The sequence below is a fragment of the Mycobacterium sp. genome, from assembly GCF_032159775.1.
Lineage (GTDB): Bacteria > Actinomycetota > Actinomycetes > Mycobacteriales > Mycobacteriaceae > Mycobacterium.
This window is the reverse complement of sequence record NZ_JAVHWK010000179.1, coordinates 21392-44085: the sequence shown is the minus strand read 5'-3', so window position 1 is coordinate 44085 and position 22694 is coordinate 21392. Positions and strand designations below refer to the sequence as shown.

The 22694-nt window shown below is 65.8% G+C and carries 22 protein-coding genes and 2 tRNA genes; 7 read left to right on the top strand and 17 right to left on the bottom strand.

Annotated elements, in window-relative coordinates; genetic code table 11:
- Nucleotides 1-4: 4 nt before the first annotated feature.
- The 3 genes from QOJ24_RS23365 to leuC all read right to left on the bottom strand — a co-directional run bounded on the left by QOJ24_RS23365 (nucleotide 5) and on the right by leuC (nucleotide 2897).
- On the bottom strand, nucleotides 5-652 hold the full coding sequence (locus tag QOJ24_RS23365) for an HU family DNA-binding protein (protein ID WP_526265613.1): 648 nt from the start codon (nucleotides 650-652) through the stop codon (nucleotides 5-7).
- 197 nt (nucleotides 653-849) lie between these two features.
- On the bottom strand, nucleotides 850-1449 hold the full coding sequence (gene leuD, locus QOJ24_RS23360) for a 3-isopropylmalate dehydratase small subunit (protein WP_526265611.1): 600 nt from the start codon (nucleotides 1447-1449) through the stop codon (nucleotides 850-852).
- 14 nt (nucleotides 1450-1463) lie between these two features.
- Nucleotides 1464-2897, bottom strand: coding sequence for a 3-isopropylmalate dehydratase large subunit (gene leuC, locus QOJ24_RS23355; RefSeq protein WP_526265609.1), 1434 nt, complete (start codon nucleotides 2895-2897; stop codon nucleotides 1464-1466).
- Nucleotides 2898-2936: 39 nt separating this feature from the next.
- On the opposite strand from leuC, the gene QOJ24_RS23350 reads away from it, so the two are divergent.
- Nucleotides 2937-3638 carry an IclR family transcriptional regulator gene (locus QOJ24_RS23350; protein ID WP_526265607.1) on the top strand — a complete coding sequence of 234 codons (702 nt, stop codon included), beginning with the start codon at nucleotides 2937-2939 and terminating at the stop codon, nucleotides 3636-3638.
- Between the two features lie 12 nt (nucleotides 3639-3650).
- On the opposite strand, the gene QOJ24_RS23345 is transcribed toward QOJ24_RS23350, so the two are convergent.
- From QOJ24_RS23345 to QOJ24_RS23330, 4 genes are all read right to left on the bottom strand, one after another.
- Nucleotides 3651-3723: transfer RNA gene (locus QOJ24_RS23345), tRNA-Glu, on the bottom strand.
- Nucleotides 3724-3786: 63 nt separating this feature from the next.
- Nucleotides 3787-3858, bottom strand: a tRNA-Gln gene (locus QOJ24_RS23340).
- A 117-nt stretch (nucleotides 3859-3975) separates the two neighbouring features.
- The gene (gene gltX, locus QOJ24_RS23335; RefSeq protein WP_526265605.1) at nucleotides 3976-5457 is read right to left on the bottom strand and encodes a glutamate--tRNA ligase; all 1482 of its coding nucleotides are present in this window, start codon (nucleotides 5455-5457) and stop codon (nucleotides 3976-3978) included.
- Nucleotides 5454-6266 (bottom strand): fumarylacetoacetate hydrolase family protein, encoded by an 813-nt coding sequence (locus tag QOJ24_RS23330; protein ID WP_526265603.1) that lies wholly within the window; start codon nucleotides 6264-6266, stop codon nucleotides 5454-5456. Before QOJ24_RS23330 ends, gltX begins: the two co-directional genes overlap by 4 nt.
- A gap of 115 nt (nucleotides 6267-6381) precedes the next feature.
- On the opposite strand from QOJ24_RS23330, the gene QOJ24_RS23325 reads away from it, so the two are divergent.
- Nucleotides 6382-7581 (top strand): MFS transporter, encoded by a 1200-nt coding sequence (locus QOJ24_RS23325; protein WP_526265601.1) that lies wholly within the window; start codon nucleotides 6382-6384, stop codon nucleotides 7579-7581.
- Nucleotides 7582-7649: 68 nt separating this feature from the next.
- A complete protein-coding gene (locus QOJ24_RS23320) occupies nucleotides 7650-7967 on the top strand; it encodes a DUF4333 domain-containing protein (RefSeq protein WP_526265599.1) in 318 nt (105 codons plus the stop codon).
- Here QOJ24_RS23320 and QOJ24_RS23315 read toward each other — a convergent pair.
- The 3 genes from QOJ24_RS23315 to serA form a co-directional block, all read right to left on the bottom strand.
- Nucleotides 7886-8305, bottom strand: coding sequence for a hemerythrin domain-containing protein (locus tag QOJ24_RS23315; RefSeq protein WP_526265597.1), 420 nt, complete (start codon nucleotides 8303-8305; stop codon nucleotides 7886-7888). The two genes, QOJ24_RS23320 and QOJ24_RS23315, sit on opposite strands and share 82 nt — an antisense overlap.
- 205 nt (nucleotides 8306-8510) lie before the next feature.
- Nucleotides 8511-9521: a 3-isopropylmalate dehydrogenase gene (locus QOJ24_RS23310; RefSeq protein ID WP_526265595.1), complete on the bottom strand. Its 1011-nt coding sequence runs from the start codon at nucleotides 9519-9521 to the stop codon at nucleotides 8511-8513.
- The gene (gene serA / locus QOJ24_RS23305) at nucleotides 9518-11104 is read right to left on the bottom strand and encodes a phosphoglycerate dehydrogenase (protein ID WP_526265593.1); all 1587 of its coding nucleotides are present in this window, start codon (nucleotides 11102-11104) and stop codon (nucleotides 9518-9520) included. The genes QOJ24_RS23310 and serA overlap by 4 nt, the downstream gene beginning before the upstream one ends.
- A gap of 30 nt (nucleotides 11105-11134) precedes the next feature.
- Here serA and QOJ24_RS23300 point away from each other — a divergent pair, with 30 nt between their 5' ends.
- Both QOJ24_RS23300 and QOJ24_RS23295 read left to right on the top strand, forming a co-directional pair.
- Nucleotides 11135-12565 carry a phytoene desaturase family protein gene (locus tag QOJ24_RS23300; protein ID WP_526265591.1) on the top strand — a complete coding sequence of 477 codons (1431 nt, stop codon included), beginning with the start codon at nucleotides 11135-11137 and terminating at the stop codon, nucleotides 12563-12565.
- On the top strand, nucleotides 12562-13023 hold the full coding sequence (locus tag QOJ24_RS23295; protein ID WP_526265589.1) for a phosphoribosyltransferase: 462 nt from the start codon (nucleotides 12562-12564) through the stop codon (nucleotides 13021-13023). The genes QOJ24_RS23300 and QOJ24_RS23295 overlap by 4 nt, the downstream gene beginning before the upstream one ends.
- A 57-nt stretch (nucleotides 13024-13080) precedes the next feature.
- Here the strand turns inward: QOJ24_RS23295 and ilvC are convergent, their stop codons facing one another.
- Genes ilvC through QOJ24_RS23280 form a run of 3 tightly spaced genes read right to left on the bottom strand, consistent with a single transcriptional unit; the run spans nucleotide 13081 to nucleotide 16469 of the window.
- Nucleotides 13081-14094 carry a ketol-acid reductoisomerase gene (gene ilvC / locus QOJ24_RS23290; protein WP_526265587.1) on the bottom strand — a complete coding sequence of 338 codons (1014 nt, stop codon included), beginning with the start codon at nucleotides 14092-14094 and terminating at the stop codon, nucleotides 13081-13083.
- Nucleotides 14095-14124: 30 nt separating this feature from the next.
- Nucleotides 14125-14637 (bottom strand): acetolactate synthase small subunit, encoded by a 513-nt coding sequence (gene ilvN, locus QOJ24_RS23285; protein WP_526265585.1) that lies wholly within the window; start codon nucleotides 14635-14637, stop codon nucleotides 14125-14127.
- Nucleotides 14634-16469: an acetolactate synthase large subunit gene (locus QOJ24_RS23280; protein ID WP_526265638.1), complete on the bottom strand. Its 1836-nt coding sequence runs from the start codon at nucleotides 16467-16469 to the stop codon at nucleotides 14634-14636. The genes ilvN and QOJ24_RS23280 overlap by 4 nt, the downstream gene beginning before the upstream one ends.
- Before the next feature lie 374 nt (nucleotides 16470-16843).
- Here QOJ24_RS23280 and QOJ24_RS23275 point away from each other — a divergent pair, with 374 nt between their 5' ends.
- A complete protein-coding gene (locus QOJ24_RS23275) occupies nucleotides 16844-17182 on the top strand; it encodes a PH domain-containing protein (RefSeq protein WP_526265636.1) in 339 nt (112 codons plus the stop codon).
- A 5-nt stretch (nucleotides 17183-17187) separates the two neighbouring features.
- Here QOJ24_RS23275 and QOJ24_RS23270 read toward each other — a convergent pair whose 3' ends face one another.
- On the bottom strand, nucleotides 17188-17991 hold the full coding sequence (locus QOJ24_RS23270) for a DoxX family protein (RefSeq protein WP_526265583.1): 804 nt from the start codon (nucleotides 17989-17991) through the stop codon (nucleotides 17188-17190).
- A 137-nt stretch (nucleotides 17992-18128) separates the two neighbouring features.
- Here QOJ24_RS23270 and QOJ24_RS23265 point away from each other — a divergent pair, with 137 nt between their 5' ends.
- Complete coding sequence (locus QOJ24_RS23265) at nucleotides 18129-19250, top strand: PQQ-dependent sugar dehydrogenase (RefSeq protein ID WP_526265581.1); 1122 nt, start codon at nucleotides 18129-18131, stop codon at nucleotides 19248-19250.
- A gap of 64 nt (nucleotides 19251-19314) precedes the next feature.
- Here QOJ24_RS23265 and QOJ24_RS23260 read toward each other — a convergent pair whose 3' ends face one another.
- The 3 genes from QOJ24_RS23260 to QOJ24_RS23250 are packed head-to-tail and all read right to left on the bottom strand — an operon-like array spanning nucleotide 19315 to nucleotide 22670.
- Nucleotides 19315-20112 (bottom strand): ketosteroid isomerase family protein, encoded by a 798-nt coding sequence (locus QOJ24_RS23260; protein ID WP_526265579.1) that lies wholly within the window; start codon nucleotides 20110-20112, stop codon nucleotides 19315-19317.
- The gene (gene gatB / locus QOJ24_RS23255; protein ID WP_526265577.1) at nucleotides 20112-21617 is read right to left on the bottom strand and encodes an Asp-tRNA(Asn)/Glu-tRNA(Gln) amidotransferase subunit GatB; all 1506 of its coding nucleotides are present in this window, start codon (nucleotides 21615-21617) and stop codon (nucleotides 20112-20114) included. The genes QOJ24_RS23260 and gatB overlap by 1 nt, the downstream gene beginning before the upstream one ends.
- Before the next feature lie 21 nt (nucleotides 21618-21638).
- Entirely contained in the window at nucleotides 21639-22670 is a 1032-nt protein-coding gene (locus tag QOJ24_RS23250) for a 6-phosphofructokinase (protein WP_526265575.1), read from the bottom strand.
- Between the last annotated feature and the right edge of the window lie 24 nt (nucleotides 22671-22694).

Sequence of the window (22694 nt, the reverse complement as noted above, 5' to 3'; positions counted from 1 at the left end):
AAAACTAGCGACGGCCCTTCTTGGCCGGCGAACGACGCACGGCCTTCTTGGCCGGGCTGCGCTTCGCCGTCTTCTTGGCGGCAGTGCGCTTGGTCGCCTTCTTGGCCGGGCTGCGCTTCGCCGTCTTCTTGGCGGCGGTGCGCTTGGTCGCCTTCTTTGCAGCGGTGCCCTTGGTCGCCTTCTTGGCGGGGCTGCGCTTCACCGTCTTCTTGGCGGCGGCACGCTTCACCGTCTTCTTGGCGGCTGCGCGCTTCACCGTCTTCTTGGCGGCGGTGCGCTTTGCCGTCTTCTTCGCCGCCGTCTTCTTGGCGGCCTTACGGGCCGTACCGCTTCCACTTCCACGCTTCACTGCAGGTCCTTCCGCCGAGAGGCGCTGCGCGCCAGAGACAACCGCTTTGAACTGAGCACCGGGCCGGAATGCCGGCACGGACGTTGGCTTCACTTTCACTGTCTCGCCGGTGCGCGGATTACGCGCGACCCGAGCTGCACGGCGCCGCTGTTCGAAGACGCCGAAACCGGTAATGGTGACACTGTCACCCTTATGCACCGCACGCACGATTGTGTCGACAACGTTTTCGACGGCATCGGTTGCCGTCTTCCGATCCGTGTCGAGCTTCTTCGTGAGTACGTCGATCAGCTCTGCTTTATTCATGCAAAACCTCCACACCAGTGATCCACCCTGGACCAACTAGAAGAACACGGTAATACGACTTACCACTGATTTCCAAGAGCCACGCGCAATTTCAGGCGTTGCTGGCACAAATTTCCGCAATCCGCTTGGCGCGCTTGACTGCTGGCGAGGGGGTCGGCGGACCCGTCTGGCGACCCCTAATTCCGGTTGCTTTCTCGCTATCCCGATGCGGGCAAGGTATGTGGTTTCCACTGCGGCCGCTTAGATTCATACAACTCGATTTCATCGAGTTTCCGCAGGCTAAGACCTATATCGTCAAGTCCTTCGAACAACCGCCACGCTGTGTAGTCGTCAATCTTGAACGGCAGCATGACCGTTCCTGCGGCCACATTCCGATCTTGAAGGTTCACAGTGATTTCCAAACCTGGCTGCTGCTCGATCAGCTTCCACAACAGTTCGACATCATCTTGAGAAACTTCTGCCGCCAACAACCCCGACTTGCCCGCATTCCCGCGAAAAATGTCAGCGAATCGAGATGAGATGACGACCCGGAAGCCGTAGTCCATGAGCGCCCACACCGCATGTTCGCGCGATGAACCGGTGCCGAAATCGGGTCCGGCGACCAACACCGAACCCTTGTCGAACGGGCTCAGATTCAAGACAAACGACGGATCGTTACGCCACGACGCGAACAGCCCATCCTCGAAACCCGTTCGGGTCACCCGCTTCAGGTAGACCGCTGGAATGATCTGATCAGTGTCGACATTGGACCGGCGCAACGGAACGCCGATGCCTGTATGCGTGCGGAACGGTTCCATGGGTGGGTCTCCTTTTATGTGTTCAGGTCTTCGGGCGAAGACAAAGTGCCGCGCACAGCGGTCGCGGCGGCGACGGCGGGCGACACCAGATGTGTTCGGCCACCCTTACCTTGTCTGCCTTCGAAGTTTCGGTTGGACGTCGCGGCGCATCGCTGTCCCGGCGACAACTGGTCGGGGTTCATGCCAAGACACATCGAGCAACCCGCCTGTCGCCACTCCGCGCCGGCAGCGGTGAATACCTCGCCCAGACCCTCCGATTCGGCCTGTGCGCGCACCCGCATGGAACCGGGCACCACGAGCATCCGCACGCCGTCGGCGACCTTGCGTCCGCGCAGCACCTCGGCCACAACGCGCAGATCTTCGATCCGGCCGTTGGTGCATGAACCCACGAAGACCACGTCAACCGGGATGTCGCGCATGGCTGTGCCGGGTTGCAGATCCATGTACGTCAACGCCTTTTCGGCGGATTGGCGTTCGTCGTCGGAGAGCATCAACTCGGGGTCGGGCACCGCTTCGGACAGCGGCACGCCCTGCCCGGGGTTGGTGCCCCACGTGACGAACGGGCTCAACGTCGCGGCGTCGATGTACACCTCGGTGTCGAATTCGGCACCGTCGTCGGTTCGCAACCGGTCCCACGCCGCGATCGCCGCATCCCAGTCCGCACCCGTCGGCGCGTGCGGACGTCCGCGCAGAAATTCATACGTCGTCTCGTCGGGTGCGACCATGCCTGCCCGCGCGCCGGCCTCGATGCTCATATTGCAGATCGTCATCCGGCCTTCCATCGACAGCGCCTCGATGGCACTGCCCCGGTATTCGATGACGTGACCCTGTCCGCCGCCGGTACCGATCTTCGCGATCACGGCGAGAATGATGTCTTTTGCGCTGACTCCCGTGGGCAGCTTGCCGTCGACGTTGACCGCCATCGTCTTGAACGGACTCAGCGGCAGCGTCTGCGTGGCGAGAACGTGCTCGACCTCTGAGGTGCCGATGCCCATCGCAATGGAACCGAACGCGCCGTGGGTGGATGTGTGACTGTCACCGCAGACGATCGTCATACCGGGCTGGGTGAGACCGAGTTGTGGTCCGATGATGTGCACGATGCCCTGTTCGACGTCGCCCATCGGATACAACCGGACGCCGAACTCGTCGCAGTTGCGCCGCAGAGTTTCCACTTGAGTGCGCGACACGGGATCGGCGATCGGCTTGTCGATGTCGATCGTCGGAACGTTGTGATCCTCGGTGGCGATCGTCAGATCCGGTCGCCGAACGCCGCGGCCGGCGAGCCGGAGCCCGTCGAACGCCTGCGGGCTGGTCACCTCATGCACGAGGTGTAGGTCGATGTAGATCAGATCGGGTTCGCGGGCGTCACCGATGCCTGTGCCAAGGGCGACGACGTGGTCATCCCATACCTTCTCTGCCATCGTGCGGGGCCGCGCATCACTCGTCATACTTGACTATCTCACAATCTGGGACGGTAGTATCTCCTTGTGAGACAGGATAGCGGAATCGGCGTGCTCGACAAAGCGGTGGGTGTGCTGCACGCGATTGCCGAAAAGCCGTGCGGACTTGCGGACTTGTGCGAGCGGACAGGCCTGCCGAGGGCGACCGCGCACCGACTCGCCGCCGGTCTGGAGGTTCACCGGCTGCTCGCCCGCGACGACGAGGGGCGCTGGCGGCTCGGGCCCGCACTCGTCGAGTTGGCCGGTCAGGTCAACGACCCCCTGTTGGCTGCCGGTGCCGTCGTGCTACCGAGGCTGCGCGAGATCACCGGCGAGAGCGTGCAGCTCTACCGCCGCGAGGGCACATCACGAATTTGCCTCGTGGCCTTGGAACCACCTGCGGGACTGCGGGATACGGTGCCCGTGGGTACGCGCCTTCCGATGACGGCAGGATCGGGAGCCAAGATCCTGCTCGCCTACAGCGATGCGGCAACGCAGCAAGCGGTATTGCCAACGGCCAAGTTCACCGACCGCGCTCTGGCGGAGGTACGCAAGCGCGGCTGGGCGCAAAGCGTTGCCGAGCGCGAACCGGGTGTGGCGAGTGTGTCTGCGCCTGTGCGCGACGGGCGCGGTCAGGTGATCGCGGCGGTATCGGTGTCGGGGCCGATCGACCGGATCGGCCGCAGGCCAGGCGCGCGATGGGCAGCTGACCTGGTGGCCGCCGCTGATGCGCTGACCCGCCGCCTGTAGAAAATTTCTGTGTACCCCCGATGGGATTCGAACCCACGCTACCGCCGTGAGAGGGCGGCGTCCTAGGCCGCTAGACGACGGGGGCTAGAACTATTTCGTTGGGCCAGCATAGCTCAGTAGCCAATGCCCACCCAATTCGTTCGCTGCGCTGGGGTACCAGGACTCGAACCTAGAATGGCGGTACCAGAAACCGCTGTGTTGCCAATTACACCATACCCCATCGGCCACCTGTAACCGCTGGTCACAGGCTATTTTCCGACTTCGCAGACAGTTGACGGACAACATGGCTGTGATGCCGGGCCGACGTGCAGATTACCAAAGATTCCGCGTCGCTTTTTCACGCGTCGGGGACTACTGCCGCTGCCGCACGGTCGCGGCCGGCGGTGAGCCGTTGCAGGCTGCGGTCGCGGCCGAGCAACTCCAGCGACTCGAACAGCGGTGGGCTGATCGACGCGCCGGTCGCCGCGACCCGGATCGGACCGAAGGCTTTGCGCGGCTTGACCGCCAGGTTCTCCAGCAGCGCGACCTTGAGGGCCTCTTCGATCGTGTCGGTCTTCCATGCGTCGACGTTTTCGAGTGCGCTCAGCGCGGCGTCGAGTATCTGGCCGGCCTCTGGGCGCAGTTCCTTGCCCGCCGCCTTCTCGTCGAGCGCGAACTCGTCGTCGTTGAGGAACTTCAACAGCTCCCACGCGTCGGCGAGCACGACAATGCGGGTCTGTACCAATCTCGCGGCCTCGGCGAACTGCTCGTCGTCGAGCCCGGTGTCATACGCATGCGCTTCGAAATACGCGCGCAGCCGTTCGGTGAAGTCGTCAACGGTCAGCAGCCGAATATGGTCGGCGTTGAGCGCATCGGCCTTCTTCTGGTCGAAGCGGGCGGGGTTCGAGTTGACGTCGGTCACATCGAAAGCCGCGACCATCTCCTCGATGCTGAACACGTCCCGGTCGTCGGCGATCGACCAACCAAGCAGCGCCAGGTAATTGAGCAACCCCTCGGGGATGAAGCCGCGGTCGCGGTGCAGAAAGAGATTCGATTGCGGATCGCGCTTGGACAGTTTCTTGGTGCCCTCGCCGAGCACGGCGGGCATATGCCCGAACTCCGGAACGCGTTCGGCCACACCGATGCGCATCAGCGCCCGGTACAGCGCGATCTGACGCGGCGTGGACGACAACAAGTCGTCGCCCCGCAACACATGGGTGATCTTCATCAGCGCGTCGTCGACCGGATTGACCAACGTGTACAGCGGATCGCCGCTCCCACGGGTCAGCGCATAGTCCGGCACGCTGCCCGGCGCGAATGTCGTTTCGCCGCGGACGAGGTCTTTCCAGGTGATTGCGTCTTCAGGCATCCGCAGCCGCAGTACCGGTCTGCGTCCTTCTTTGCGGAGGGCGGCACGCTGGTCGTCGGTGAGGTCGCGATCGAAGTTGTCGTAGCCGAGTTTCGGGTTGCGCCCCGCAGCGAGATGGCGGGCCTCCACCTCGTCGGGGGTCGAGAACGCCTCGTACACCTCCCCCGCGGCAACCAGTCGCTCCACCACGTCGCGATAGATGTCGCGGCGTTCGGACTGGCGGTAGGGACCGTACGGTCCGCCGACTTCGGGGCCCTCGTCGTAGTTCAGGCCAAGCCAGTTCAGCGCGTCCAGAAGCGCGAGATAGCTTTCCTCGCTGTCGCGTTCGGCGTCGGTGTCTTCGAGCCTGAAGACGAAGTCGCCACCCGTGTGCCGCGCGTAAGCCCAATTGAACAACGCGGTGCGAATCAGGCCGACGTGCGGCGTGCCGGTCGGTGACGGGCAGAACCTCACCCGGACCCGTTGCGTCATGACTTTCCCTTGCGCACAACGGGATTGGTCAGCGTTCCGATGCCCTCGATCGTGATGCTCACGGTGTCGCCGTTTTCGATCGGTCCGACGCCGTCAGGTGTCCCCGTCAGGATGAGGTCACCGGGCAGCAGCGTCATCACCGCCGAGATCCATTCCACGATCGCGCCGACGTCGTGGATCATGTTCGACGTCCGGCTGTCCTGCTTGACTTCGCCATTGACCTCGGTGCGGATCGCGAGGTCCGTCGGATCGACATCGGTCGAAATCCACGGCCCGACGGGACAGAACGTGTCATGGCCCTTCGCGCGGGTCCACTGCCCATCCTTTTTCTGCTGATCGCGCGCCGAGACATCGTTGGCGATGGTGTAACCGAGGATGTTCTGGGCCACTTGGGCCGCGGGCACGTCTTTGCACGGCCTGCCGACGACGGCCGCCAACTCTCCCTCGAAGTGCACTGGATCGGCGTCGGCGGGCAGCTGGATCGGCACATTCGGCCCGACGATCGCGGTGTTCGGCTTCATGAACATGATGGGATCGGCGAACTCACCGAGCCCGCCATTGCTCCTCGCGTCCGCACCGCCCATCTCGGCGATGTGCGCCGCGTAGTTCTTGCCGATGCAGACCACCTTGCTGGCCAGGATCGGGGCGAGCAGGCGGACGTCGGCCAGCGGCCACTGCCGCCCGGTGAAGGTGGGGTTGCCGAACGGATGCTCGGCTATCTCCTTGACGACAGCGGCGGGGTCATCGGGCGATCCTTCGACGCTGACGAAGGCGACCCCGTCGGGGCTGGCGATTCGGCCTAGGCGCATCAGCCCAGCCTAGTGGGCGGCTCTGCGTCGGTCGGCAGCCACTCCTCTCGCGAGCTGTCCCATATCTTGAGACCGAAGTTCAATATGCTGAGACGATTGTGCGACGATAATTTGCATGACGGTGGAGACCATCGGCACCGTGCGGCGCTGGTCGATGCTCGCGATCGCGTTAACGACGACGTTGTTCGCGAATGTGTTCATCAACGGCGCGGCATTCCTGATTCCGACCCTGCACATCGAACGCGGACTCGACCTGGCCAAGGCAGGCCTGCTGTCGTCGATGCCGAGTTTCGGCATGGTGTTCACCCTGATCGCGTGGGGCTATGTCGTCGACCGGATAGGCGAACGGATCGTGCTGGCGGTCGGCTCGGCGCTGACTGCGGCCGCGGCGTTCGCGGCGGCATCCGTGCACTCGTTGGTCGCAGTGGGAGCGTTTCTGCTTCTCGGTGGAATGGCGGCGGCGAGCAGCAACAGTGCCAGTGGCCGGTTGGTGGTGGGTTGGTTCCCACCGCAACAGCGCGGCCTGGTCATGGGAATCCGGCAGACGGCCCAGCCGCTGGGAGTGGGATTGGGCGCGTTGGTGATTCCGCGGCTGGCGGAGAACTACGGCGTGTCGGCCGCACTGTTGTTTCCCGCCGTGGTGTGCGCACTTTCCGCCGTGGTGTGCGCGTTCGCCGTGAAGGATCCGCCACGGCCTGCGCGTGCGGAAGCCACCGAGCATGAACTCTCCAACCCGTACCGGGGCTCGTCGACACTGTGGCGCATCCATGCGGTGTCCGTTCTTCTGGTCGCGCCGCAGGTGGTGGTGTGGACGTTCACGCTGGTCTGGTTGATGGCTGAGCGCGGCTGGTCGGCGGGCTCGGCAGGCCTGCTGGTGACGCTTGCGCAGGTACTCGGCGCCGCGGGCCGGATCGCCGCAGGCCGGTGGTCGGACGTCGCGGGCTCGCGGCTGAAGCCGATCCGCGTCATCGCGCTGTCGGCCGCCGCCGCGATGGGCCTGTTGGCGGTGACCGACTGGCTGGGCTCGCCGATCAGCGTCGCGATGGTGATCGTCGCATCGGTGATCACCGTGTCCGACAACGGATTAGCGTTCACCGCGATCGCCGAGATCGCGGGCCCGTTCTGGAGCGGGCGCGCACTGGGCACCCAGAACACCAGCCAACTGCTGACCGCCGGTGTCGCACCACCGTTGTTCGGCGCGTTGATCGGGGTCGCAGGTTATGCGGCGGCCTTCGCGGTGTGCGCGCTCTTCCCGCTGATCGCGATACCGCTCGTTCCAGTCGATGCCGATCCACTGGTTGGCGATCACGGCTAAGCCGCCCGAGCCCCGGACACGGTGTGGCAGAGTGCTCCGCAAACATTCGCAACAAGGAGGTACCCGCGATGCGGCGACTTTTCGGTTCGGTGGTGTGGGCCGCTGCGGCGGTGGCAACGGCTGCAGCCTGCTCCTTCTCCGCGGGTAGCAGCGTGTCGGTGGACAAGAAGGATCTCGCGAAGGAGATCTCGGCCCAGCTCACAAAGCAGGTGGGGCGCGCGCCGGAATCCGTCGAGTGCCCCGATGACCTCAAGGGGGAGGTCGGTGCCACGACGCGCTGCACCCTCAACGACGGCGGCGAGACCTACGGCGTGGGTGTCAACGTGACGAAGGTCGACGGCACCGATGTGAAGTTCGATCTCAAGGTCGACGACAAGCCGCAGTAGTGCGGCGCTAGCCCGACAGGATCTTTCGCCGCTCGTCGTCGGATGCACCGTCGAGAACAAGGCCGCCGAGCACGATTCCCAGCCGCAGGTTGCGAACGGAGATGAAAGAGGCGGCCTGCTTGACGGCCGCTGCCCACTCCTGCTGCGTCAGGTGCCGACAGCTCCACTGAGGCAGCCGAGAGTTGTTCGGTCAGTGCTGCTTCGGCTGATTTCGTCCACGTCGGCAGAAGAGACCTGACATGGACGGTCACGGCTGCGACCTCAGTGTGCTCCTCTTCCATCCGCTCGACATCCGCCTGGTGGGCAGGCGCTCTCGATCTCAGCTTGGGCCAGACCATGTCGTCCTCCGCCGCGTGATGGTGGTGCGAAACTCGCGGCGAAAGACAACGGTGAACGACGAGCATGTCCACGGCGTCGCTCGGCATCGGCCCTCCCGACTGGTGACTATGACGAGGCCGCGATCGTATCGACAGCGCGTGGAGCGTGGGTCTTATTAGGTGATCCGACCGATTTCCGTATCCCACACGCTCGGCGCTTCGGTATCTAAAGCCCGGCGATGATCCGCTCGCTGACCTCCGTCGTCGACAACTTCGCGTCGCCACGGGTGGCCAGGTGTTGCTGGACGGCCTTGTCGACACGTGCCGCGGCGTCGGCCTCACCGACATGCGACAGAAGCAAGGCCACGGATGTGATCGCGGCGGTGGGGTCTGCGATACCTTGACCCGCGATGTCTGGTGCGCTTCCGTGCACCGGCTCGAACATCGACGGATTCACGCGGGTGGCGTCGATATTGCCGCTGGCCGCCAGCCCGATACCGCCGGACACCGCAGCGGCGAGATCCGTGATGATGTCGCCGAACAGGTTGTCGGTGACGATGACGTCGAACCGGCCCGGATCGGTCACCATATGGATGGTGGCCGCGTCGATGTGCTGATAGGCGACTTCGATGTCGGGATAGTCCGAGCCCACTTCGTCGACCACCCGCGACCACAGCCTGCCCGCGTAGGTCAGCACGTTCGTCTTGTGCACCAGCGTCAGGTGCTTGCGTCGCGTACCGGCCAGCGCGAACGCGTAGCGGACCACGCGCTCGACGCCGAACGCCGTGTTCAGGCTGACCTCGGTAGCCACCTCGTGTGGTGTGCCGACGCGGATGACGCCACCGGTGCCGGTGTAGGGACCCTCGGTTCCCTCCCGCACAACGACGAAATCGATCGACGGATTTCCGGATAGCGGGCTGTCGACACCCGGATATAGCCGGGATGGACGGTGATTCACGTGGTGGTCGAGTTGGAAGCGCAATGTCAGCAGCAATCCGCGCTCGAGCACACCGCTGGGCACGGAAGGATCACCGATGGCGCCCAACAGAATCGCGTCATGGCCCTTCAGTTCGTCGACGACACCATCGGGCAGCGTCTCCCCCGTCGCGTGGTAGCGCCGGGCGCCGAGGTCGTACTCCGTCTTCTCGACGCCGGGCAGCACCACGTCGAGCACCTTGAGCGCCTCGCCGACGACCTCAGGTCCGATACCGTCGCCGGCAATCACCGCCAATTTCACGACAGGTCCACCACTTCCAGCAGGTTGGCGCCGACGGCGTCGGCGATCGCCGCACGCACATCCGCAGGGACGTCCCTGTCGATCCGCATCAGAATGGTCGCGCTCTCACCCTCGGCGTCCTCGCTGAGCTGTGCCGCGTGGATGTTGACCCCCGCCGAGCCGAGCAGCGTGCCGATCTTGCCGAGCGTTCCCGGTTGATCGTCGTAGTTGATGATGAGGTTGATGCCCTCGGCGCGCAGATCGAAGTTGCGGCCGTTGATCGCGACGACCTTCTCGACCTGCTGAGGACCCGACAACGTACCTGCCACATTGGCGACCTGTCCGTCTGAGCAGACGGCACGCACGTCGACGACGCTGCGGTGATTGGGGCTCTCGGTGGCGGTGCTGATGCTCGCCTCGACGCCGCGCTCGGCGGCCAACGCGGGTGCGTTGACGAAGGTCACCGGATCCTCGATCACCGAGGAGAACAACCCGCGCAACGCCGAAAGCCGGAGCACCTCAACGTCTTCCGCGGCGAGCTCGCCGCGCACCTGAACCGAGATCGACACCGGCAGCTCGGCCGAGAGCACGCCGATCAGCAGGCCGAGCTTTCGCACCAGGTCCAGCCACGGCGCCACCTCTTCGCCGACGACGCCGCCGCCGACGTTCACGGCGTCGGGCACGAACTCACCGGCCAGCGCGAGCTTCACGCTTTTGGCGACGTCGGTGCCGGCGCGGTCCTGGGCCTCGGCGGTCGATGCGCCGAGGTGCGGGGTGACAACAACCTGCGGAAGGTCGAAGAGCGGACTGTCGGTCGTCGGCTCGCTGGCGAACACATCGAGGCCCGCGCCGCGGACATGGCCGCTGGAAACCGCTTCGGCAAGCGCCTCTTCGTCGACGAGCCCGCCGCGCGCGGCGTTGACGATGATGACCCCCGGCTTGGTCTTGGCCAACGCCTCCTTGCCGATGAGGCCCGCGGTCTCCGGCGTCTTCGGCAGGTGCACGGAGATGAAGTCCGACCGCGACAGCAGCTCGTCGAGGGTCACGAGTTCGATGCCGAGCTGCGCGGCGCGGGCGGACGACACATACGGGTCGTAGGCCAGGATGTGCGTGCCGAACGCGGCGATGCGCTGGGCGACTAGTTGCCCGATTCGTCCGAGCCCCACTACGCCGACCGTCTTGCCGAAGATCTCGGTGCCCGAGAACGACGACCGCTTCCAGGTGTGTTCGCGCAGCGAGGCGTCGGCGGGCGCGATCTGGCGCGCGGCGGCCAGCATCAGCGCGAGCGCGTGCTCAGCGGCGCTGTGAATGTTCGACGTCGGCGCGTTGACCACCAGCACGCCGCGCGCGGTGGCGGCGTCGACATCCACGTTGTCCAGGCCGACCCCGGCCCGCGCGACGATCTTGAGCTTGGGCGCGGCGGCCAGCACCTCGGCGTCGACGTTGGTTGCGGAGCGGACCAGCAGCGCGTCGGCCTCAGGCACGGCGGCCAGCAGCTTTTCGCGATCGGGACCGTCCACCCAGCGGACCTCTACCTGGTCACCGAGCGCTGCCACGGTGGATTCGGCCAGTTTGTCGGCAATTAGTACGACGGGGAGACTCACCCGGCCAGCCTAATGGGCTTCAATTGCGGGGTGGACGTGACCGTCGTCGGTAGTGGACCCAACGGCTTGGCTGCCGCTGTCATCTGCGCAAGAGCCGGCTTGTCGGTGCAGGTGTTCGAGGGCCAGCCGACGCTGGGCGGCGGCGCGCGCACCCTGCCCGACCCGGAATACTCCGGCGTGGTTCACGACATCTGCTCAGCCGTGCACCCGCTGGCGCTGGCATCACCCTTTCTGGCGGAGTTCGACCTGCCCGCCCGCGGTGTGCAACTGTCCGTTCCCGAAATCTCCTACGGAAACCCGCTACCGGGCCGGCCGGCCGCGATCGGCTACCACGACCTGGAGCGCACCTGCGCGGAGCTCGAGGTCGGCTCATCGTGGCGGCGTCTCTTGGGCCCGCTGGCACGCCACAGCGACGGCGCGTTGGGATTCTTCCTCGGCGACAAGCGGTCCCTGCCGCCGGACTTGGCGACCACACTGCGAGCCGGTCTGCGTGTGCTGGCCCAGGGCAGCCCGGCCTGGGGTCTGCTTCGTGGCGAGGACGCCCGTGCGCTCTTCACTGGCGTTGCCGCGCACACCATCTCGACGATGCCGTCGTTCGTCTCGGCGGGAGCGGGCCTGATGCTGGCCACCCTGGCCCACACCGTGGGCTGGCCGATTCCCGTCGGCGGCAGCCAGGCGATCCCCGATGCCCTGTTGGCCGACCTGCGCGCCCACGGCGGCACAGTCACCGCAGGCCACGAGATCACCGAGCCACCAAGCGGAGTCGTGCTGTACGACACGGCACCAACCGCGCTGCTGTCGATTTACCGCGACGCCATTCCGGACCGATATGCAAAAGCGTTGCGACGCTACCGGTTCGGCCCGGGCGTGGCGAAGGTCGATTTCGTGTTGTCGGATGAGATCCCCTGGCAGGACAACAGACTGGCTCGCGCGACGACGTTGCACATGGGCGGCACGCGGGCACAGATGGCCAACGCCGAGCGCGAGGCGGCCGCGGGCAGGCACCCAGAATGGCCGATGATCCTCGCCGCCCTGCCGCACCTCGCTGACCCCAGCCGCGTCGACGCGGCGGGCCGACGGCCGCTGTGGACCTACGCGCATGTGCCTTCGGGTTCAACGATCGATCAAACCGAGGCCGTGACAGCCGCTTTCGAGCGCTTCGCGCCGGGTTTCCGCGACATCGTGGTCGCTGCGCGCAGCGTGCCTGCCGCTCGGCTTGCCGATCACAACGCCAACTACATCGGCGGCGACATCGGCGTCGGCGGCAACACGCTCTATCACGCAATGGCGGGTCCGACACCGCGGCTCGACCCGTGGGCCACCCCGCTTCCCAAGGTGTACCTGTGCTCATCGGCCACACCGCCGGGTGGCGGCGTGCACGGCATGGCCGGCTACTACGCCACGCGCACGGTGTTGCGCAAAGAGTTCGGTATCAGGCAACTGCCGAAGCTGGCGCCATGACCGCTGACCGCGAAGTGCTGCCGTGGGCGCTGTTCGGTTCGGCCGCAGACGAATTGGCGGCCAGCGTGGTAGCAGACGGCTTCGCGCCCGATCTCATCCTCGCCGTCGCACGCGGTGGACTGTTCGTCGCGGGCGCGCTCGGCTACGCGTTGAGCGTGAAGAACGTCGCCGTGATGAACGTGGAGTTCTACACCGGGGTGGATCAGCGCCTGGATGTGCCGGTTGTGCTTCCGCCCGTACCCAACACCGTCGACCTTGCCGGCGCACGCGTGTTGATCGCCGACGACGTCGCCGACACCGGCGAGACGTTGCGTCTGGTGCGCGACTTCTGCGCCGACCATGTCGCCGACGCCCGGTGCGCGGTGCTGTACCAGAAGCCGCAGTCCAGCGTGGACTGCGAGTACGTCTGGCGCCACACCGACCGCTGGATCGACTTCCCGTGGTCGGCCCCGGACTGACCGCGATTTCGGCGCGCTAATCGACGCCCAGCGCACGTTAGCGCGCCGAAATCGCGATCACGCGGTTTCGGTGATGGGGCGGTCGACCCAGCTCATCAGGTCGCGCAGCTTCTTGCCGGTCACCTCGATCGGGTGCTCGGCATTCTGCTTGCGTAGATCCTCGAGCTGCTTGTTGCCGCCCTCCACGTTGGCCACCAGCTTCTTGACGAAGGTGCCGTCCTGGATCTCGGAGAGGATCTGCTCCATCCGCTTCTTGGTGTCGGCGTCGATGATCCGCGGACCCGACAGATAGCCGCCGAACTCGGCGGTGTCGGACACCGAGTAGTTCATCCTGGCGATGCCGCCCTCGTACATCAGGTCGACGATCAGCTTCAGCTCGTGCAGCACCTCGAAGTACGCCAACTCGGGCGCGTACCCGGCCTCCACCATCACGTCGAAGCCGGTCTTCACCAGTTCCTCGGTGCCGCCGCACAAAACGGCCTGCTCGCCGAACAGGTCGGTCTCGGTCTCGTCCTTGAACGTGGTCTTGATGACACCGGCACGGGTGCCGCCGATGCCCTTGGCGTAGGACAGCGTGAGCGCCTGGCCCTCGCCCTTGGGATCCTGCTCGACGGCGACGAGACACGGCACACCCTTGCCGTCGACGAACTGCCTGCGCACCAGGTGGCCCGGGCCCTTCGGCGCGACCATTCCGATGGTGATGTTGGCGGGCGGCTTGATCAGGTCGAAATGGATGTTGAGGCCGTGACCGAAGAACAGCGCATTGCCGTCCTCGAGGTTCGGCTCGATGTCGTTTTTGAAGATGTCGGCCTGCGCGGTGTCGGGTGCCAGCAGCATGATGACGTCGGCCCACTTGGCGACCTCGGCGGGGGTGTCCACCTCAAGGCCCTGGTCGGTGACCTTCGCCCGGGATTTCGAGCCTTCCTTCAGCCCGACCTTCACCTCAACGCCCGAATCGCGCAGGCTCAGCGAGTGCGCGTGGCCCTGGCTGCCATAGCCGATGACGCCGACCTTGCGCCCCTGGATGATCGACAGGTCCGCATCGTCGTCATAGAACATCTCTACTGCCACTGTATTTCCTTCTCTGTGAACTGATTCGGGCTACTTGACGGTGCCGATGCCGCGCGGACCGCGCGACAGCGACACCACTCCGGACTGCGCGAGCTCGCGGATACCGTACGGCTCCAGCACTCGCAGAAATGCTTCCAGCTTTGCGGGCGTACCGGTCGCCTCGATCGTCAACGACTCCGTCGACACGTCGACGACCTTGGCGCGGAACAGGTTCACCGCTTCGATCACCTGGCCGCGAGTGGAGGCGTCGGCGCGAACCTTGACCAGTGCTAGTTCGCGCGACACATTGTTGTCCTCGTCCTGCTCCACGATCTTGATCACGTTGATCAGCTTGTTGAGCTGTTTGGTGATCTGTTCAAGTGGCGACTCGTCGACGCTGACCACGATGGTCATCCGTGACATGTCCTTCTGCTCGGTGGCGCCGACCGCGAGCGACTGAATGTTGTAGCCGCGCCGCGAGAACAGCGACGCCACGCGGGCGAGCACACCGGGCTTGTCCTCGACGAGCACCGACAGGGTGTGCGTTGGGGCGGCGTTACTCATGCGTGCCCCTCCTCGGGATCGTCGAACAACGGTCGGATTCCGCGCGCGGCCTGAATCTCGTCGTTGCTCGTGCCCGCGGCCACCATGGGCCACACCTGTGCGTCGGCGCCGACGACGAAGTCGATCACCACCGGCCGGTCGTTGATGGCGCGCGCCTGGTTGATCACGTCCACGACGTCTTCGGCGCGCTCACAACGCAATCCGACGCAGCCAAGAGCCTCCGCCAGCTTGACGAAATCGGGAATGCGATGGCTGTGTGTGGACAGGTCCGTCTGGCTGTACCGCTCGCCGTAGAAGAGTGTCTGCCATTGACGCACCATGCCCAGGTTGCCGTTGTTGATGATGGCGACCTTGATCGGGGCGCCCTCGACTGCGCAGGTGGCCAACTCCTGGTTGGTCATCTGGAAGCAGCCGTCGCCGTCGATCGCCCACACCTCGGCATCCGGACGCGCGAACTTCGCGCCCATCGCGGCGGGAACCGCGTAGCCCATGGTGCCCAGGCCACCCGAGTTCAGCCACGTGCGCGGGTTCTCGTACTTGATGAACTGCGCAGCCCACATCTGGTGCTGCCCAACGCCTGCGACGTACACCGCGTCGGGGCCGGCGATCTTGCCCAGCTGTTCGATCACGTACTCCGGCGACAGGCTGCCGTCACTCTGCGGCCCGTAGCTCAGCGGGAACGTCGACTGCACACCGCGCAGGTACTCCCACCAGTTGTCCATCGTGATGTTCCCGGCGGCCGTCCCGTCGCGGCGCAGCGCCTCGATCAGATCGGTGATGACGGCTTTGACGTCACCGACGATGGGGACGTCGGCGTTGCGGTTCTTGCCGATCTCGGCGGGGTCGATATCGGCGTGAATGACCTTGGCCTCCGGCGCGAACGAGTCCAGCTTGCCCGTCACCCGGTCGTCGAACCGGGTGCCCAGTGCGACCAGGAGATCGCTGCGCTGCAGCGCGGCCACCGCGGCGACCGTGCCGTGCATGCCCGGCATGCCCAGGTTCTGCGGGTGGCTGTCGGGGAATGCCCCACGCGCCATCAGCGTGGTGACCACCGGGATGCCGGTCAGCTCTGCCAGATCCATCAGCTGGTCGGTCGCTTCACCACGGATCACGCCACCGCCGACATAGAGGACCGGCTTGCGGGACGCCGCAATGAGCTTGGCGGCCTCGCGGATCTGCCGGTTGTGCGGCTTGGTGTTCGGCTTGTAGCCCGGCAGCTCGAACTTCGGCGGCCAACTGAACGTGCACTGCCCCTGCAGCACGTCCTTGGGAATGTCGACCAGCACGGGACCGGGACGTCCCGAGCGGGCGATGTGGAACGCCTCGGCCATCACCCGAGGGATGTCGTCACCGCTGCGCACCAGGAAGTTGTGCTTCGTGATCGGCATCGTGATGCCCGAGATGTCGGCTTCCTGGAAGGCGTCGGTGCCGATCAGGGCGCGCCCGACCTGGCCCGTCACCGCGACCACCGGAATCGAGTCCATGTGCGCGTCGGCGAGCGGCGTCACCAGGTTGGTGGCCCCGGGGCCCGACGTCGCCATGCACACACCGACCTTGCCGGTCGCGTGAGCGTATCCACTGGCCGCATGTCCCGCGCCCTGCTCGTGGCGGACGAGGACGTGACGGAGCTTCTGCGAGTCGAAAAGCGGGTCATAGACCGGCAACACGGCTCCGCCGGGGATGCCGAAGATGATTTCTACGTCGAGCTCCTCCAACGACCGGATCACCGACTGTGCTCCGGTGAGTTGTTGCGGGGCAACCTTCTTGGGCTGGCTTGACGGGCCGGGGCCGGCCACCTTCGCCGCGGATTGCGCAGCGTTGGCTTCGACCAAATCCCCGTACGGCGGGTTCGCCGACCGGTCCGGGGGTCGTGTGGTTGGTGCGCTCACGGTGTCCTCATTTGTCTTCGATTTTGTTGTGGACTCTCAGATCACTGCTGGGGCAACAAAAAACCCCCGTCAGCGTGGCCGCTGTACGAGGGTTGCGCGTTGATACTTGTGACTATGCCCGAGTGGGGGCTAGCGCGGTATCAACGCGCAACCCAATTACTACGAGCAAGCCAAGCTTCTGCACAACAGATGACCGTAGTCTCCGCACTGGTCAGCCGTCAAATTCCTTGTTGCGTGCGGCGCAATGGGACGATGGCTGGGTGACTTCGCAACCCCCGTCGGTACCTGTCGAGCCGGTCGTGCTCCGGATTTCCCCGATGGCGCACGTTGCGGTCGGTTTTCTGCTGCTGGGCATGCTGGCGGTGGTGATGGGCGCGACATGGGCCGCTCCGCTGCTGATCATTCCCGTGCTTCTGTCGGCCATGATCGTGCGTCTGCGCACCGTCGCCGACGGCGACACCGTGACCGCGCGCGGCCTGCTCGGCAACCGAACCGTGCGCTGGCAGGACATCGAGGGCCTTCGCTTCGACAAGGGTTCCTGGGCGCGGGCTCAACTCAAGGAGGGCGGCGAGCTGCGACTTCCCGCGGTGACCTTCGCGACGTTGCCGCAGCTGACCGAGGTCAGCGCGGGCCGAGTGCCCAATCCGTACGACTGAGCATCTCAGCCCAGCGGGTTGGCTCCGTTGAGGAACACCCACAGCGCGATGCCGCCCCCGATACCGATCAGCAGCGCGGCGAAGGAACCGACGAACGGTCGACGAGCCCAGCCTCGGCCCGCGTCGAGCCCGTACCGGCCCGGACCGGCGAGGATGATCGCGACGACCGCGGCGACCAGAATCACCTTGTACTCGTGTCCGTCGGTCAGGAAATCCGACAGCCGGGCCTCTTGGTGGGCCGCGGTCGCTTCCACCAGCAGGCCGTTGAGCAGGTATGCCAGCGCGCCCGCGGCGGCCAGCGGCGTGAAGAGACCCAGGATCAGGAGCACACCAGCCAGAATCTGGGCGCCGGTCGCGATATAGGTCAGCATGTCGGCGTACTTGAAGCCCATCGAGGTCAGCGAGTCCTCGAAGCCGTTCAGCCCGGGTCCGCCCCACCAGCCGAAGGCCTTCTGCAGCCCATGGCCGACCATCAACGCGCCGACGGCCCAGCGGAGCAGCATCAGACCGAGATCCTGGGTGCCGCGCCTGCCGTCTGACTGGGGGTCGTCGTAGCCCGGGGTGATGTCGGCGGGTTGGGCGTAGGTCCCCATGGGGTGGCTGTCGCCTGCCTGCGCGTACGGCAACGGCTCCGGCTCGCCGATCAGGCCGTACCCGGGCTGGGAGCCGGTCTTGTAGTTCGGAATGGCGGTGGTTTCGAAATCACCGGCGTAATTCGAGGAGGGTAGGTCGTCCTCGGGGTCGACCAGGCTTGCCGACGCGGGTCGGCCCAGGTCGTCGGGCCGCTGCCAATTGGGATTACTGGTCACCAGCTCAGGGTAAGTGCTGATGATCGGTGAATCGCGGATTGGCGCGGCGCTTCGCGCCCCGTGTTCGCGGGTCGTCAGGGCCCGCACGACAGCACCGGCGTGGCGCGTTCCGCGGAACAATCCGTAACCTGACGAGCATGAGACTGCGCGGGCCGCTGCGATGCGTCGTCGCGTTGTCGTGTGCGACGTTGCTCGCGGTGTCGGGGTGCGCGCGATTCGACAGCGCCCAGTCGCAGCCGTTCACCACGAAGCCCGAGGCGCAGGCGGGGCCCAGTTCGACGCCGCCGCCACCCCCTCCGCTGCCGCCGAAGCCGTTCCCCAAGGAGTGCCCGGCGCCCGGGGTCATGCAGGGCTGCCTGGAAAGCACCAGCGGGCTGATCATGCTGCCCGACAGCCAGTCGGCGCTGGTCGCCGAGCGCGTGACCGGCGCCGTCAAAGAGGTCTCTGTCAAGGCGGAACCGAAGCTCAAGACCACGATTCCGGTCGACGGCAGCGGTGACGGCGGGCTGATGGACATCGTGCTGTCGCCGACGTATTCGCAGGACCGGCTGATGTACGCCTACATCAGCACGCCCACCGACAACCGCGTGGTTCGCATCGCCGACGACGACATCCCCAAGCCGATATTCACCGGCATCCCCAAGGGTGCGACCGGCAATATGGGCGCTCTCCAGTTCACCAGCCCCACCACTCTGGCCGTTCTCACCGGCGACGCCGGCGACCCCGCTTTGGCGGCCGACCCGGCCTCACCGGCGGGAAAGGTGCTCCGGATCGAGCAGCCCACCACGGTCAACCAGGCGCCACAGACCACGGCGCTGAGCGGGTTGGGGTCGGGCGGGGGCCTGTGCGTCGATCCGTCGGACGGCTCGCTCTACATCACCGATCGCACGCCGACTGCCGACCGGCTGCAGCGCATCACCAAGGACTCGAAGGTCTCCACCGTATGGACCTGGCCCGATAAGCCCGGCGTGGCGGGCTGCGCAGCGCTGGACGGCACGGTGCTGGTCAACCTCATCAACACCAAGCAGACGGTGGCGGTGCGGCTGGCGCCCGACACCGGCTCGGTGACCGGCGAACCGGAGGTGGTCCGCCAGGACGTGCACGGCCACGCCTGGGCCCTGCAGACCTCACCGGACGGAAACGTGTGGGGGGCGACGGTCAACAAGACGACAGGCGACCCGGAGAAACTCGACGACGTCGTGTTCCCGGTGTTCCCGTCGGGCGGCGGCTTCCCGCGCAGCAACGCCGACAACACCTAGCCACCTGGCACCTGCCGGCGCATCCACGTCGCAGGGTGGCCCTGTCGCTGCGGGCCGACGGGGGTCAGGCGGCACCGAAATAGCGGATACGAATGACTTTCTTTGTCGCGCGGGCGATTTCACAAAAGGCCACACCGCGTCCGGACGGAGTGTGGACCGATGCGCTGACAGTGTCGCCCGTGGCGATCATCTTGGACCACCGCCCGCCTCGAACGCTGTCGACGAACTGGCCGAGCGCGAATGGCGCGTCTTCACCGAGGCTCACGAGGGCACCGTCGGACAGCGCCCGCCTCGCGGAGAGCTGGTCACCCGCGACAGCAGCGTCGAGAAGCGTCGCGACCTGTTGCCTGGCACGCCTGCCGGGCCGCCGAAAACCCTTCAGATACCCGACGCTGCCATCGATCCCCTGGTTGCGAAGCAGTTCGCGGACCAGCCGCAGGGACGGCGGCAGCGACTTCACCCCGTGCGCCAGCAATGGGATCATCATCGCCGGCAGCTCCCAGTGTGCGCGCAATCGCGCAACGGCCCAATCCCCGTCGGACTCCCGGAGGTCATAACGCAGATGCATCGGCACGTGCAGCACAACGTCGGGAGCCATCACGATTTCCAGCTTCAGGTCGCGCACCACCGCGGCGCCGACCGTCACGTCGACATCACGATGAAAGATGACCTGGCGCGGAGCGATGAACGTGTCGTAGAACCGGCCGATCTCCTCGTGCCCTACGTGGGGTTGCGATCCGTACGGGTCCTCGACGCGCGCATCTTCGGTGAATATCGCCACCCAGCCGAAGCGATCGTGTGCATCGGTTGCCGCAGGCGAGCGCTCCACCGCCGCAATGAGTTCAGCGTCGACCGCTGCCACTAGGTGCAGGCTGCCAGCACCAGCTCGCGCACGCGCGCCGCGTCGGCCTGACCCTTCGTCGCCTTCATCACGGCACCGACGATGGCACCCGCGGCCTGGATCTTGCCGCCGCGAATCTTCTCTGCCACATCGGGATTGGCAGCCAACGCGTCGTCTACTGCCGACTGGATCAGCGAGTCGTCACGGACCAGCTCCAGGCCGCGCGCCTTCATCACCTCGTCGGGCTCGCCCTCGCCTGCGAGTACGCCCTCGATGACCCCGCGGGCCAGCTTGTTGGACAGCTTGCCCTTGTCGACGAGCACGACAACCGCGGCCACCTGCGCGGGCGTGATGTTCAGCCCGTCGAGCTCGATGCCCGCCTCGTTCGCCTTCTGCACGAGGAAGTTTCCCCACCAGGCCCTGGCCGCCTCGCTGGATGCACCCTGTTCGACGGTCGCGGCCACCAGGTCGATGGCGCCCGCGTTCACCAAGTCACGCATCACCTCGTCGGAGATGCCCCATTCCTGCTGAATGCGATTGCGCTGCAACCAGGGATACTCCGGAATGCTCTCCCGCAACTTCTCGACGAAGTCGGCATCGGGTGCGATCGGCTCCAGGTCCGGTTCGGGAAAGTAGCGATAGTCCTCCGCGGTCTCCTTGCTGCGGCCCGGTGATGTGTAGCCGTCCTCGTGGAAGTGCCTGGTCTCCTGGTGAACCTTGGCGCCGGAGTCCAGCACGGCTGCCTGCCTGCGCATCTCGTAGCGGACGGCGACCTCCACGCTCTTCAGCGAGTTCACGTTCTTGGTCTCCGTGCGGGTGCCGAATTCGGTGGCACCTTTCGGCTTGAGAGACACGTTCGAGTCGCACCGCATCGAACCCTGGTCCATCCGTACATCGGAAACGCCCAACGCGCGCAACATGTCCCGCAGTGCGGTGACATAGGCGCGGGCGATCTCGGGTGCGCGTTCACCGGTGCCCTCGATGGGCTTGGTGACGATCTCGATCAGCGGCACCCCGGCCCGGTTGTAGTCGATGAGCGATGTGGTCGCACCCTCGATCCGGCCGGTATCACTGCCGAGATGGGTGAGCTTGCCGGTGTCCTCCTCCATGTGCGCGCGCTCGATGGCAACCCGCCAGGTGGTGCCGTCATCGAGAGGAACGTCGAGATAACCGTTGATCGCGATCGGCTCGTCATACTGCGATATCTGGTAGTTCTTCGGCATGTCGGGGTAGAAGTAGTTTTTCCTGGCGAACCGGCACCACGACACAATCTCGCAGTTCAGCGCGAGCCCGATGCGCATCGCCGACTCGACGGCGACCTGGTTGAGCACCGGCAGCGAGCCGGGCAGGCCCAGGCACACCGGACACACCTGGGTGTTGGGCTCAGCACCGAAACGGTTGGCGCAGCCGCAGAACATCTTGGTCGCCGTCGACAGCTCGACGTGCACCTCGAGGCCGAGGACCGGGTCGAAACGTGCGACGACGTCGTCGTAGTCGACCAGGTCGGCCGTTGAGGTAGCGGTCATGGATTCGATCCTAGGGACAGGTCAGCCGAAGAATTCCGCGGCGTCGTCGTACCGGCTCTGCGGCACCAGTTTCAGCTGGCGGACGGCATCGGCGAGCGGGACGCGGCCGATCTCCTGTCCGCGCAGCGACACCATCGTGCCGTATTCGCCCGCGTGGGCGGCGTCGGCGGCGTTGACACCGAAGCGGGTGGCGAGCACACGGTCATACGGGGTCGGTGTGCCGCCGCGCTGCACGTGCCCCAGAACGGTGACACGCACCTCTTTGTTGATCCGCTTCTCGACCTCGTAGGCCAGCTGCTGGGCGACGCCGGTGAACTTCTCATGCCCGAACTCGTCAATACCGCCTTCGCGCAACTTCATCGAGCCCTCGGCCGGTTTGGCACCCTCGGCGACCACACAGATGAAATGCGCGTCGCCGCGCACGAAGCGCTGCTTGATCAGCCTGCACACTTCCTCGACGTCGAACGGCTGCTCGGGAATCAGCGTCATGTGGGCGCCGGAAGCCAGGCCCGCATTCAGCGCGATCCAGCCTGCGTGCCGCCCCATCACCTCGACGAGCATCACCCGCTGATGTGACTCGGCCGTGCTGTGCAGCCGATCGATGGCCTCACTGGCGACACCCAACGCGGTGTCGTGGCCGAACGTGACATCGGTGCAGTCGATGTCGTTGTCGATGGTCTTGGGCACACCGACGACGGGAACGTTTTCCTCGGAGAGCCAGTGTGCCGCCGTCAGGGTGCCCTCGCCGCCGATCGGGATCAGCACGTCGATCCCGTTGTCGTCCAGCGTCTGCTGGATCTGCTCGAGGCCCGCCCTCAGCTTGTCGGGGTGCACCCGCGCCGTGCCGAGCATCGTGCCGCCCTTGGCGAGCAGCCGGTCGTTGCGGTCGTCGTTGCGAAGCTGGATGCGACGGTCCTCGAGCAGGCCCCGCCAACCGTCGAGGAAGCCCACCACCGAGGAGCCGTACCGCACGTCGCAGGTGCGGACCACCGCCCGTATCACCGCGTTCAGGCCAGGACAATCGCCGCCGCCGGTCAGGATTCCGATACGCATGGTGCCTATCTTGCCCGGTAACCG